Origin of the sequence: Bacillus sp. AFS001701 (genome assembly GCF_002559405.1) — a bacterium.
In the GTDB taxonomy this organism is placed as follows: domain Bacteria; phylum Bacillota; class Bacilli; order Bacillales; family Bacillaceae_G; genus Gottfriedia.
Map to the genome: position 1 here is coordinate 37,444 of NZ_NTZO01000005.1, position 14,161 is coordinate 51,604.

The following is a 14,161-nucleotide window of genomic DNA, read 5'->3' on the forward strand; positions in this document are numbered from 1 at the left end:
CGACTTTGCTCACCGCCTCTTTTTTTTAATATTAATTATGAGAATGTACTAATTCATTTTCATCATAGATTACTGTTGGATACTTCCCTGTAAAGCAAGCAGTACATTGGCCTCTATTTGGTCCCTCATGATTTCTACCAATAGCATTTAGTAATCCTTCTAAACTAATAAATTCTAATGAATCTGCACCAATTTCTTCGCAAATTTCTTCTATTGTATTAGTTGCAGCAATTAACTCTTCTCTTGTAGAAGTGTCAATACCGTAATAGCAAGGATTTTTCAATGGTGGTGCGCCAATACGAACATGAACTTCACTTGCACCTGCATCACGTAACATTTGTACGATTCGGCGGCTTGTAGTTCCTCGAACGATTGAATCATCTACCATTACTACACGTTTCCCTTCTACGATCGAACGAACTGGAGAAAGTTTCATCTTAACCCCTTGCTCTCTAAGTTCTTGAGAAGGTTGAATAAATGTGCGACCTACGTACCGATTTTTAATCAATCCAAGTTCATATGGAATACCAGATTCTTCAGCGTAACCAACTGCTGCTGAAATACTTGAATCTGGAACACCGATTACTACGTCTGCTTCAACAGGAGCTTCTTTTGCTAATACACGCCCCATATTTTTACGTGCAGCATGAACATTGATATTATCAATATTGCTGTCAGGACGAGAGAAATAAATATATTCCATACTACAAATTGTGTGATTAACTGATGAAGTAAATTGATCAGTTTCCACTCCCTTGTCTGAAATAATAAGTAATTCTCCCGGATTAATATCACGAATATATTTAGCTCCGACTACATCAAATGCACACGTCTCTGAAGCTACAACATAAGCGTCACCTAGTTTAGCTAACGCCAAAGGTCTAAAGCCATTTGGATCTAGTGCGACATACATTGCATCTTTTGTTAGAACTAAGTAAGCGAAAGCTCCTTTGATCATATTTAAAGATGCTTTAATGCTATCTTTTAATGGAGCAGAACCATTACGTTTAATTAAATGAGCAAGTACTTCAGTATCAGAAGTAGTTTGAAAAATACTACCTTGCATCTCTAAGTCTTTACGTAATCTTGAAGCATTTACTAAATTACCATTATGAGCAAGAGCAATGCTTCCAGTATGCGATTGGAATAATAGAGGCTGAACATTTTCATAGCCGCCTCCACCTGCAGTTGCATAACGAACATGACCAATAGCAGCTTTTCCGTGTAAATCATTTAATTGACCTTTACTGAAAACCTCTGTTATTAAGCCAAGTCCTTTTGCACCTTCAAGTTCATTCCCATTCGTTACAACAATTCCAGCTCCTTCTTGGCCTCTATGTTGTAAGCTATGAAGACCATAGTAGGAGATTTGGGCAGCATCAGTATGCCCCCAAATTCCAAATATTCCACACTCTTCGTTTAGTCCTTTTATTTCAGCAAGCATGGGATCGCCTCTTTCCAAGCTTGTTTCAGTTCGTCAACTGAAGCATGAAGAACTGTTTCATTGTTTTCATTACGAACTGTTACTGATGTTTCTTCTGTAACTGTACCGATTAACTTTGCATCTACTAATGCTTCGAATTGTTCTTTATGTTCAGGTTTAACTGAAAGTAAGAAACGTGATTGAGTTTCGCTAAATAATGAAACAACCTCATTTCCTTCAATCGTAATAGTTGCACCAACTTCTGACGGACCAAATGTGCTTTCTGCAATCGCTACAGCTAAACCACCCTCAGAAATATCGTGTGCTGAAGCAACTACACCTGCTTGAATAGCAGCAAGAATTTGCTCTTGGCGACTAGATTCAACAGCTAAATCAATACTTGGTGCTTTACCAAAGATTTTGCCATTTAATAATTTTTGAAGCTCACTTCCACCGAATTCAGCTTCTGCTCCACCGATTATATAAATTAAATCGCCAGCAGTTTTAAAGTTTTGAGTCGTGATGTGCTCGACATCTTCAATTAGACCTACCATACCAACTACAGGAGTTGGGTAAACTGCTTCACCATTTGTTTCGTTATATAATGATACGTTACCACCGATTACTGGAGTACTTAATACATTACAAGCTTCACTCATACCATCTGTTGCTTTTTCTAACTGCCAGAAAATCTCAGGTTTTTCAGGATTTCCGAAGTTTAAGCAATCTGTAATTGCAAGTGGACGAGCACCTGAACAAACTACATTACGAGCTGCTTCTGCTACTGCAATTTTCCCACCAACTTCTGGATCTAAATATAAGTAGCGTGCATTACAGTCAGTTGTCATTGCTAGAGCTTTTTTTGTATCACGAATTCTGATTACTGCAGCATCTGAACCTGGAGCAACTACTGTATTTGTACGAACCATGTAATCATACTGACCGTAAACCCACTCTTTACTTGCGATTGTAGGTTGAGAAAGTAATTGTTTTAACGTTTCTTTTGAATCACTAATTTCAGGAATATAGTTTTCCATCGCTTGGAACTCACCATAATATGCAGGTTCAGTTGATGGCTTATGATATACTGGAGCTTCTTCAGCAAGAGCATCTACAGGTAATTCAGCTACAACCTCACCTTTATGAAGTAAGCGAAGCATCTTATCATCTGTAACACGTCCTACTGATACAGCATGTAGATCATACTTTTCAAATAAGTCTACGATTTCTTGCTCTCTACCTTTTTCTACAACTAGTAACATACGTTCTTGAGATTCAGATAGCATCATTTCGTAAGCTGTCATACCAGCTTCACGTTGAGGAACTAAATCAAGATTCATCTCAATTCCCATTCCAGCTTTTGAAGCCATTTCAGCAGATGATGATGTTAATCCAGCTGCACCCATATCTTGAATACCAACAAGAGCGTCATTTTGAACAACTTCTAAACATGCTTCAAGTAGTAACTTCTCCATAAATGGATCGCCTACTTGTACCGCTGGGCGTTTCTCATCAGATGCATCAGATAACTCTTCAGAAGCAAAAGTTGCACCATGAATTCCATCACGTCCAGTTGAAGCACCAACGTACATAACTGTATTTCCAGCACCATGCGCTTGACCTTTTTTAATATCTTTATGATTGATTAATCCAACACACATTGCATTTACTAAAGGATTGCCTTCGTAACATGGATCGAAGTTTACTTCTCCACCAACTGTTGGAATACCAATACAGTTTCCATATCCAGCAATACCTGCAACTACTTCTTCAAATAAATACTTAACTCTTGGAGTTTCTAATTCACCAAATCGTAAAGAATTTAGAAGGGCAACAGGACGTGCTCCCATTGAAAATACATCACGAATAATTCCACCTACACCAGTTGCAGCGCCTTGATATGGTTCAATTGCAGAAGGGTGATTATGGCTTTCGATTTTAAATACTACAGCTTGTTCATCGCCAATATCAACAATACCTGCGCCTTCACCTGGTCCTTGTAAAACATGCTCACCGCTTATTGGGAATTTACGTAATAAAGGTTTTGAGTTTTTATAACTACAATGTTCAGACCACATTACTGAGAATAATCCAAGCTCTGTATAGTTCGGATTGCGACCAATAATTGATTTGATTAATTGAAACTCTTCATCAGTTAAGCCCATAGTGGCATAAATTCTATCATTTTCAATTTGAATTGGATTTGGCTCAAGAAGTAACGACATGGTTTTCCCTCCAGTTTCTTACAATCGAACGAAATAGTTGAAGTCCGTCTGCACTACCTAATAATGCATCAACTGCACGCTCAGGGTGTGGCATCATACCTAATACATTTCCTTTTTCATTAACAATTCCTGCGATATCATCTAAACTACCGTTCGGATTATTTTGATAACGGAAAATTATCTGGTTATTACTTTTAAGTGATTCGTATGTTTCTTGATCGCAATAGTAATTTCCTTCACCATGTGCGATTGGTACAGTAATTACTTGTCCTTTTTCATAACCAGTTGTAAACATTGATTCATTGTTTTCAACAACTAGCTCTACTTGTTTACACATAAATTTTAATTTCTCATTACGTCTAAGAGTACCTGGTAGTAGACCTGCTTCAGTTAGGATTTGGAATCCATTACACACGCCAAATACTGGTTTACCTTCAGCAGCAGCTTTCTTCACGGCATCCATCACGTTTGCAAAGCCTGCAATTGCGCCAGAGCGTAAGTAATCTCCATATGAGAAGCCACCTGGTAATAAGATACCATCAAATTCATCTAAATTCGTTGAATCATGCCATACGTATTCTACTTCTTCGCCTAACTCATCTTTGATTGCATGATACATATCAACATCACAATTTGAGCCCGGGAACACAATTACTGCAAACTTCACTGTGCGACTACCTCCTCTACCTCATAACGGTAATCTTCAATTACGATGTTTGCTAATAACTTTTCACACATTTCTTTTACTGTAGTATCTAAATCTGCAACATTTTTATCAATTAATAATTCCATATATTTACCGATACGAACATCTTGAACTTCGCTAAAATTCATGCTATGAAGTGCGTTTTTAACTGCATTTCCTTGTGGATCTAAAACACTTTCTCTTAATGTAACGAATACTCTTACTTTGAACATGATAATCCCCCTAAGCGTTTTAAAATTTCTTCGTATCCATCTGTTAAGTTACCTAAATCTCTACGGAATACATCTTTATCAAATTTCGCGTTTGTATCTTTATCCCATAATCGGCAAGTATCTGGTGAAATCTCATCTGCTAACAAAATTGTTCCATCATTTAATTTGCCAAATTCTAATTTAAAATCAACTAATCGAACATTACATGCATTAAACTGTTCTACTAGTACATCATTAACACGGAGAGCAATCTCTTTAATTGTTTCAAGATCTTCAGTTGTTGCTAGTTTAAGTGCAGCGATATGATCCTCATTAATAATTGGATCACCTAAATCATCACGTTTGTAATAAAACTCAATGATTGGTTTTTCTAACTTAACACCCTCATCTAACCCCATGCGTTTCGATAAGCTACCAGCAACGATATTTCTAACAACTACTTCAATTGGTACAATTGTTACTCGTTTTACAAGTTGTTCAAGTTCTGATGTTTTTTCTACGAAATGAGATGCAATACCTGATTCCATTAACTTTGAAAATAATAAACTAGTAATCGCATTATTCAAGCGACCTTTACCAGCAATTTCTGCTTTCTTTTCACCGTTAAATGCAGTTGCTGAATCTTTGTACTCAACTCTTACAATTTCAGGATTCTCAGTTGAGAAAATTCTTTTTGCTTTTCCCTCATACAACATTACTTGCTCTGCCATGCTAACAATGCCTCCCATATCCTCATTTAAACACCCAATAGAATTTCTGCTTTATCTGTTATTTGAATTGTTTGGCTAAGAATTTTTATCTAATCTTAGCCAAACAATATTTATTAATTTAATCCTAAGCGTTCAAAAATTGTATCGACTTGACTTAAGTGGTAGCTGTAGTCAAAGCAATCATTAATTTCTTCTTGAGATAATAAAGAAGTAATTTTTTCTTCTGCTTCTACAAGCTCTTTAAACTGTACTTGAGTTTCCCAAGCTTCCATTGCTTTTGGTTGAACAGTATCATAAGCCTCTTCACGAGACATTCCTTTTTCAATTAAAGCAAGAAGTACACGTTGAGAATAAATTAATCCGTAAGTACGGTCCATATTACGTTTCATATTCTCAGGGAATACTGTAAGGTTTTTAACAATATTTCCAAATCGATTTAACATGTAATTTAAAAGTATTGTTGCATCCGGTAAGATGATTCTTTCTGCAGATGAATGTGAGATATCTCTTTCATGCCAAAGTGATACATTTTCATAAGCTGTAACCATATGACCTCTAATTACACGAGCTAAACCTGTCATGTTTTCAGATCCAATTGGATTACGTTTATGTGGCATTGCAGAAGAGCCTTTTTGACCTTTTGCAAAGAATTCTTCAACTTCGCGTGTTTCACTTTTTTGTAATCCACGTACTTCAGTTGCAAATTTCTCAATTGAAGTTGCAATTAAAGATAATGTTGCCATGTAGTGAGCATGACGATCACGTTGTAAAGTTTGAGTTGAAATTGGAGCTGCTTGGATTCCTAGTTTTTCACAAACATATTCTTCAACAAATGGAGGAATATTTGCGTAAGTTCCAACAGCACCTGAGATTTTACCTACTCGAACTGTTTCAATCGCACTCTTAAATCGCTCTAAGTTACGCTTCATTTCTTCAGTCCATAATGCAAGTTTTAAGCCGAAAGTAGTTGGTTCTGCATGTACACCGTGAGTACGTCCCATCATTACTGTGTACTTATGTTCTTTAGCTTTTGTTTCAAGAATTCCAATAAAATTCTCTAAATCTTTTAATAAGATATCGTTTGCTTGGCGTAGTAAGTAAGAAAGTGCCGTGTCTACTACGTCAGTTGATGTTAAACCATAATGTACCCATTTACGTTCGTCGCCTAATGTTTCAGAAACTGCACGAGTAAATGCAACTACGTCATGACGTGTTTCTTTTTCAATTTCATAAATTCGGTTTATATCGAAAGAAGCTTTTTCACGTAACACTTTTACGTCTTCTTTAGGAATATCTCCTAATTCAGCCCATGCTTCACATGCTAAGATTTCAACTTCTAACCAAGCTTTAAATTTGTTTTCTTCTGTCCAAATTGCTGCCATTTCTGGGCGTGAATAACGTTCAATCATATTTTTACCTCCACCGGGTTTTGTTCCCAAATCCCTAACTCTTGTACTTTTTGCATCGCTAGTTCTGTTGATGCTGCCATTATATTAATATGTCCCATTTTACGGCCTTTTTTGCTTTCTTCTTTTCCATAAAGATGGACATTTAATGTACTATCATTTTGCATTACATTCAATACTTCTTCAACATGTTCACCTAATATATTCACCATTACAACCGGTTTAAGTAATTCCGTATTCCCTAATGGTAAATTACAAACCGCTCGAATATGCTGCTTGAATTGTGAAGTTTCAACTGCCTCCATCGTATAGTGTCCTGTATTATGTGGACGCGGAGCTAATTCATTAATATAAACCTGCTCATCTTCTGTTACAAATAACTCAATTGCTAAAACACCTACAAGATGAAATGAGCTAGCTACTTTTTTTGCATAGTTCTCTGCTGTTTCTATTACCGATTTTGAAGTATTTGCCGGTACAGATGAAGTATGCAGAATTTGATTTATATGAACATTCTCTGCAATTGGAAACGTATTTACCTCTCCATTACTATTTCTTGCGACAATTATTGACAATTCTTTTTCAAAAGGAACCCAGCCCTCAAGAATACTTTGCTGTTTTTTAACAAGTTCTAACGCTTCAACAAAGTCTTCTTCAGATCTTAAAACAACTTGCCCTTTACCGTCATAACCACCTGTTGTCGTTTTTAAAACAGCTGGTAAACCTATTTTCGTAACTGCTTCAGAAAATTGCTCTTCATTTTCTACTAGTCGAAATGGAGCAACCTTAATGCCTAAATTTTGAATAGCTGTTTTTTCAGTTAATCTATTTCTTGTTAGCTTTAATAACTCGCTACCTTGAGGTAAATAGGAATGCTCATCTAAATACTCAAGTGCTTTTACATCAATATTTTCAAATTCATATGTTATAACATCACTTACTTTCGCAAGCTGTTTAATTGCTTCTAAATTTGAATACTCAGCCGTAATCTCTATATCAGATACTTGCCCACAAGGTGAGTTTGGAGTAGGATCTAAAACAGCTATTTTATAGCCCATTTCTTTCGCTGAAAGCGCCATCATTCTTCCAAGTTGACCTCCTCCGATGATCCCTATTGTTTGTCCTGGTAGAATTACTTTGCTATTCATAGTGATTCACTGCTTTCTAGAACTTGTTTAGTAGTGTTTTTACGACGAGTTTCTAATGCTAAATAAACTTCTTGATCTTGGATACTTAATACTTGAGCTGCAAGTAAGCCTGCGTTCGTCGCACCTGCTTTACCAATTGCAACAGTTGCAACAGGTACTCCACCTGGCATTTGTACTATTGATAATAATGAATCTAATCCATTTAGAGCTTTTGATTGTACTGGTACACCAATTACTGGAAGTGTCGTTTTTGCTGCTACCATTCCTGGTAAGTGAGCAGCCCCGCCTGCACCTGCAATGATGACTTTAATACCACGTTCTCTAGCTGATTCTGCATACTCAAACATTAAATCTGGTGTACGATGTGCTGAAACAACTCGCTTCTCATAGCTTATATTTAGTTCTTCTAACACATCACAAGCATGTTTCATTGTTTCCCAATCACTTGTACTCCCCATAATGACCCCAACTACCGGTTTCATCTGCTTTTCCCCCAAGTTTATTCGCTATTTTTTTATTTTTACAAAAAATTCCCAACAAAAAACGCCTAAATAGAAATATCCCTCTATGGCGAGAAAGATAATCTACTTAGGCGTATACTAATTTACGTACACGTGTGATTAACTTCCCCTCATAGTCCAGTAATTTAAGGTTACTAGGTAGAAACTTTTGGGCCATATTCCCAAACTTATATGAGGTTTGCTAAATTTCCTATCTCTATAGTATCAATTTATAACTCTTTTTTCAATAAAATATGAATGTTTTTCTTAAAAAATATTTTAATGTTCGTGTTTTACGCAGTTTTTTACATTCTATGAAGTCTATTTTCATTAAATTACCGATAGCAACTGTAATTTTTTTATTTCTTATTCGGATTTCTATTATCGAATAATCAATGAATAACAAAAAAACTATCTATCCTCATAATAAATGGGAAAGATAGCTTTTTCAATTATTGACTTTTATTGAAGAACCGTTACTTTAGTCGGAGTTGATGTCACTTTAAAACCGTCTTTTGTAACAACATCAGCAGAAATATAGTACGTACCGTTCGGTAAATCAGCTTTTGGGTACCATTTTGTATGCACTTCTTTTTCATTTTTGTATTCGAAAGTGTCTACTATATTTCCACTTGCATCTTTTACATTGAACTTCCAATCTACTCTGTTTTGAGCAAAGAAATTGACTGAAGCTACACTGTTTTTGCTAATATTGTTAGTCGGATATACGCTACCGTTTGAAAGAACCATCCATTCACTCATATATTTTGAACTTTGATCGCCCCAAGTTGTGTATGAATGATTAAATGCGTTGTCAGCTCCACCAATAACAATACTCTTTGGTTCAACATTTACTACCATTGATTGTGCTGCTCCTGGTGAATAGTAGTTTCCATTAACCCAAACAACTGAAGCTGCATACCCAGAATCTTCATCAGTACCTTTCCATGAAATTTCATATTTTCCGTCTTTCGGTGTTACCGTAATATCTGTAACTTTCGGAAGGGCTGAATCAACTTTTACTGGCATTTTCACTTCTTGAGGTTTTGCCCCTGGATAATCTAATGTTGTTCTAATAACATATTTATAATTACCGTCAGGAACAAATTGACCAGTCTCATCTGTCATGTCCCAAGTATAGAGTTCACTATAACTTGTATCACCAAATGACATAACATTTTTTCTGAACTTATATGGAGTTCCATTAAATTCACTAAAATCACCTAAATACTTAACGATCTTTCCTGATTCATTTTCAATATACATTTCAGTTTTTGCTAAATTACGCAAAGCTGTAAATGAAGAATAAATTCCATTTAAAAGGTAGTTTGGTGAAATGGCAATTTTGTTAAGATCAAATGTACCAGTTGTAGAGTTATATCCTTTAGGATAACGCTCTGAAGTTCCATCCCAAAGTGCTGTATAACCTAGAAATGCATCTTTTTCCCACGCTGGTGGATCAATATTTCTAGGCTCATCCCAATTACCATAGAAGCCCATATAAGGCACAGAAATTGGTACAGCTTTATCTTGATCTTTTGTTACTGGTACTAAACGAACAAACCCTTCAACAAAGCTATTTTTCTTTAATGAATCAGGTAAATTTACATTAATTGTCAGTATTTTTGACTGACCTGGCTTTATTTTAAGCAATGAGCCATCTTTATAAGAAACATTATTATCATTTACTGTGATCGTTGCACCGTCTATGCGTTCACTAGTTAAAGTTAAATAATCCTTTGAATCCATTGCACCATCACTGTCTAAATCAAATTGCTTTGTTTCTGTTTTATCTTTTAACAAATCTACGTATACATTGTATTCGATATCAGCACTATTATTTTTTCCTTTTGGTGCATCAAATGCATCAACATTTAATTTAAAGCTTGTGTTTTGCCCAATTTCTTTTAAAGCCACCGCACCAGCTTGCTCTAATGGTGTGTCTCTACTTGTAACAACGACTGGTGTGTTGATTGCATTTTGGATTTGCATTAGACCAGAGCCTTGAATACGTGGAGAATATGGAACTTCTCCGTTTGCTTTTGGATCCATTACAACTTTTGATGTGTTCATTAAAGCAATTTTTGCTTTTAAAGCTGTATTCTCTGAATGTTGTAATCCTTTTTCATAAAGTGACTGTAATACTAACGCAGAACCACCTACAACATGAGGAGTTGCCATTGATGTACCGCTCATTACTTCATAATCATTTCCAGGTACTGTTGAATAGATATTTCCACCTGGAGCAGCCATTTCTGGTTTAAAATCTAATGTACTTGGAGCTCCATATGATGAAAAATAAGACATTGTATCTTTACTTGGATTATCAATCCAAGTATCTCCAGCAAGTTTTACTTTTACAACTTGGTTATTTGATAGCTTATTGATTAATTCTTGACCCACAGCTTTACCAGTTGTAGCAGCTGGTATAGAAGTATTGGCAAATTTCATATATGGATAATCACCCATACTATTTGGCGGGATGATAATTGCAGCTTTAGCTTTATATTTAGCAGCGTTAAATTGAACAAACGAATACGAAGTATATTGATTTGCCATTTTAGCTACAACAATTTTACCTTCAACATTTTTCGTACTAAAATCAGTAAGTTTTGATCCTTCACCTACATAAACTAACTCATACTCTTGACCCGGTGTTAAGTTTTTAGAAAGTTTAAAGTTTTTACTTGGTGCAAACATAGTTTGATCTTGGAAAGGTAGTTTAAAACCATTAGCATCACCTAAGGTATTTAAATGCATTTTTGTATTTTCGTAAGAAGCAACCGATAAAGCATATGGACTTACACCTGGTGCACCTACTGTTCCAATATCAGGATTATCTGCATATGGCTGCATAGCAGATGGATATAATAATCCATGCTTTGTACTATATGACGAGTTACCAGCTGCAACTACAACAAGCGTACCCTGTTCAGTTGCTAAACGAATTGCTTTTTGAACCGGATCAAAATCCTCACCCACGAAACCTGCATCAACACCTAAACTCATATTGATTACATCAGCACCCATTTCAACTGCATGCTCGATACCAGCAATAATGTCATCCTCTGAGGCACTGCTAGCTTTATCGGAGAATACTTTTTCAGCCAATAATTGCGTTCCAGGAGCAATTCCTTGAACACCGCCAGTCGCATCGTTACCATTTGCACCAACTGTACCTGCAACGTGAGTCCCGTGTGGACTTCCATCGCCTCTAGGAATAACATCCGTATCATGATCAGCCCAATCATAGCCTGTTGGTACTTTATCTGTGTACCAAACATCGTTTACAGATGTTTCATCTAGTTTACTTTGAATTCCACTTTGAGTTAACTTCTCTTTTTGTTTACCCTTTTCAGTCAACGTCATATCTTTATGAGTATAATCGATACCAGAGTCAACAATTGCCACAAGTAGTCCTTCACCTTGATAGCCATATTGATTCCAAACCTTTTGTGCTTGTACAATTTCTTTGCTCGCAGCCATCGTTTCATGGAATGTTCTTGCCACACTTACGTGCATCACACCAGGAATCGATTTAATCTCTTTTAAATTTTGATATTCCGTCTCCACACTAAATCCATTGAACCCCTCAAAAAAGCGTTGTTTTAATTTAGGTGAATTTGATCTAGCCTTATTATTTTTTGTGATTTCTTCGATTACTTTGTCTTGTTTTTCTTTAAATAGGGATTTTTTGTTTGCTGTAGAAGTTTCGGAAGTTGATGGTTGTTCAATTTCTACAATAAATCGAACTTTATCGGTAGGTTTATAAGTTTTCTCAGATTCATCCTTTTTAATATCTTCTTTATATAAGTCGTCTTTAGTTTTAGGACTTTGATCTAATAATTGCGGTACTTGATCCTCGACCGCTTGAGATGTTGAATCATTATTCTCCGCAAGTGCCGTATAAGATGAGAAAATCAAAGATGAGATTGCCACTGTGCTCATTACTTTAATTGGTACAATTTTGCTGAGTTTCATTAATACCTCTCCCTTTTTATGATTGTAATATTTCGATTATGTATTTGCTTAAATACTATGTTTAAGAGGTTAGTAGTTTAGAAAAATAGATAGACTAATTTAACTAGAACCAACCCTTACCATTACTTATGTAAATACAATCTAACTTTACATTCATCATATGTGGAAGTAAATTGGGGGAATTTGAACTGAATCGAAGTGCATTTTTTCAACAAATAATTACAAAAAAATTTATTATTGGTACTTTAGATCGCAAAAATTCTAAATAAAAACACGAAAAATATACAAATGCGTCGGATTTTTTTAGTTTGATCAATTGTTTTAGAAGGATTTTTATGAAAATATAGAGAAAATTCAATTTATTTTACACTTCTACTCGAATGTCGTAGAAAAAATGATTACAAAGTCCTAATCATTCTCATCTTTAGAAATAAAAAAGGTGTACCAACGTGGTTACACCTTTTTCAAATTAGATAATGCTAATTTTTTATTATACTTTCAATTTCTTCTATTAAATCGCTCTGAATTTTATCTACTTTTGAAAAGTCCATGGCTCCAATATAAATAGCTTCTAATTCGTCTCTAAGAACTTTAGCTTCCGCTAAATATGATATTGCTTCTTTCATTTTATCTTTATATGAATTCGTTGTTCTCTCTATTTCAGTGGCGTATTTCTCATCTGTTCCTGGCGTAATACATCTTTCGTACATATCAATAATCTCATCGGTTTCACGATCAGGAAAATACTCATGTGGTGATGTACTGTCAAAGATCGCAATTCCTTTTTCAGGAATAATTACCATATCAAGGCTGTTTGGATCAAATCCACAATGATAAATCTCTACATCAAATCCTCTTTCTTCTCCTGCAGCTGCTATTTTCTTTAACATTGTTGATTTACCAGAACCAGCTCTACCTTTAATAAAATATCGCTTTTCGATTTCTTCTGTTAAATTTTGAATATAATCAACGGCACCACTTGGAGTTGCTGCACCTAAGAATCTATGTTTTACTTTGGCGTCTTTTTCAGTATGACTGTCATTACCATAAAATAGCGCTATCAATTCGTCGGTTAGTTTATTAGCTTCTAAAAAGTCCATATTGGATATATAAATTTCTTCAATCTCATCATGAGCCCTTAATGAAGCAGCAAATGTATCATATGCTGTTTGAAACTTCTTAGAAATTTCATCATTTAGTGATAATATTATTTCCTTTTGTACGGTTAATTTCTTAGAATCCCAAGCAACACCTAAATTCACATATTCCTCAATAACCCCTGGAGCTTTTGGTTCAATTACATGTGGTGCTGTTCCGTCCACTATACCTATTTGAAATTTCGGGATTATTAAGCCATCAACTGAATTGGTATCTGAAGAACAATGTAAATATTCAATATCGACTCCCTTATTTACAATCAATTCTCCAATTGTTTTCATTAAAGTTGATTTCCCAGTACCTGGACCACCTTTTAGAATGAATAGTTTATCTAAATCCTCTAAAGCTGAGTCATAGAGATTATAAAACCCTTTTGCAGTATTACCTCCTGCATAATAATTGAGTATTTTTCCTCTCATATTTTCCCCTCCATTCAATCTAAACTATGTAGATTTATAATTAGGGGTGTTTGCCCAGCATTACCATTATTGTTTACTTTATAAATTTTTAGCAAAAAAGAAAGTAAATTGTTAATATATTATTCGAATTTTTTGATGTTCCTTAAACATGTTATAGTTCAGTGTATTGATATTTCCTCACTTTTGTAAAGTCATCATAAGATACAATTACAAATTTTAACATAAAAAAAGCATCAGCTTGTTAGCTGATGCTTTTTTAGTTACCAGGCGACG

Annotated in this window: 10 protein-coding genes and 1 riboswitch; all 10 genes read right to left on the reverse strand. The window is 35.2% G+C overall.

The features are described 5' to 3' along the window. Positions 1–31: 31 nt before the first annotated feature. The gene (gene purF / locus CN514_RS00540) at positions 32–1,444 is read right to left on the reverse strand and encodes an amidophosphoribosyltransferase (RefSeq protein ID WP_098230891.1); all 1,413 of its coding nucleotides are present in this window, start codon (positions 1,442–1,444) and stop codon (positions 32–34) included. Further along, positions 1,429–3,648, reverse strand: a complete 2,220-nt coding sequence (gene purL, locus CN514_RS00545; protein ID WP_098230893.1) for a phosphoribosylformylglycinamidine synthase subunit PurL — start codon at positions 3,646–3,648, stop codon at positions 1,429–1,431. Before purL ends, purF begins: the two co-directional genes overlap by 16 nt. After that, a complete protein-coding gene (gene purQ / locus CN514_RS00550) occupies positions 3,632–4,315 on the reverse strand; it encodes a phosphoribosylformylglycinamidine synthase subunit PurQ (RefSeq protein ID WP_098230894.1) in 684 nt (227 codons plus the stop codon). Before purQ ends, purL begins: the two co-directional genes overlap by 17 nt. Then, the gene (gene purS / locus CN514_RS00555; RefSeq protein WP_069032645.1) at positions 4,312–4,566 is read right to left on the reverse strand and encodes a phosphoribosylformylglycinamidine synthase subunit PurS; all 255 of its coding nucleotides are present in this window, start codon (positions 4,564–4,566) and stop codon (positions 4,312–4,314) included. The genes purQ and purS overlap by 4 nt, the downstream gene beginning before the upstream one ends. Further along, positions 4,554–5,276, reverse strand: a complete 723-nt coding sequence (gene purC, locus CN514_RS00560; protein WP_056474748.1) for a phosphoribosylaminoimidazolesuccinocarboxamide synthase — start codon at positions 5,274–5,276, stop codon at positions 4,554–4,556. Before purC ends, purS begins: the two co-directional genes overlap by 13 nt. A 113-nt stretch (positions 5,277–5,389) precedes the next feature. Beyond that, the gene (purB, locus tag CN514_RS00565) at positions 5,390–6,685 is read right to left on the reverse strand and encodes an adenylosuccinate lyase (RefSeq protein ID WP_098230896.1); all 1,296 of its coding nucleotides are present in this window, start codon (positions 6,683–6,685) and stop codon (positions 5,390–5,392) included. Further along, positions 6,682–7,830 (reverse strand): 5-(carboxyamino)imidazole ribonucleotide synthase, encoded by a 1,149-nt coding sequence (purK, locus tag CN514_RS00570; protein ID WP_098230897.1) that lies wholly within the window; start codon positions 7,828–7,830, stop codon positions 6,682–6,684. Before purK ends, purB begins: the two co-directional genes overlap by 4 nt. After that, complete coding sequence (gene purE / locus CN514_RS00575; protein WP_098230899.1) at positions 7,827–8,312, reverse strand: 5-(carboxyamino)imidazole ribonucleotide mutase; 486 nt, start codon at positions 8,310–8,312, stop codon at positions 7,827–7,829. The genes purK and purE overlap by 4 nt, the downstream gene beginning before the upstream one ends. Before the next feature lie 132 nt (positions 8,313–8,444). Further along, positions 8,445–8,546: riboswitch (purine riboswitch) on the reverse strand. A 246-nt stretch (positions 8,547–8,792) separates the two neighbouring features. Beyond that, positions 8,793–12,311 (reverse strand): S8 family serine peptidase, encoded by a 3,519-nt coding sequence (locus tag CN514_RS00580; protein WP_098230900.1) that lies wholly within the window; start codon positions 12,309–12,311, stop codon positions 8,793–8,795. Positions 12,312–12,790: 479 nt separating this feature from the next. After that, a complete protein-coding gene (locus CN514_RS00585) occupies positions 12,791–13,888 on the reverse strand; it encodes a PRK06851 family protein (RefSeq protein ID WP_098230902.1) in 1,098 nt (365 codons plus the stop codon). Between the last annotated feature and the right edge of the window lie 273 nt (positions 13,889–14,161).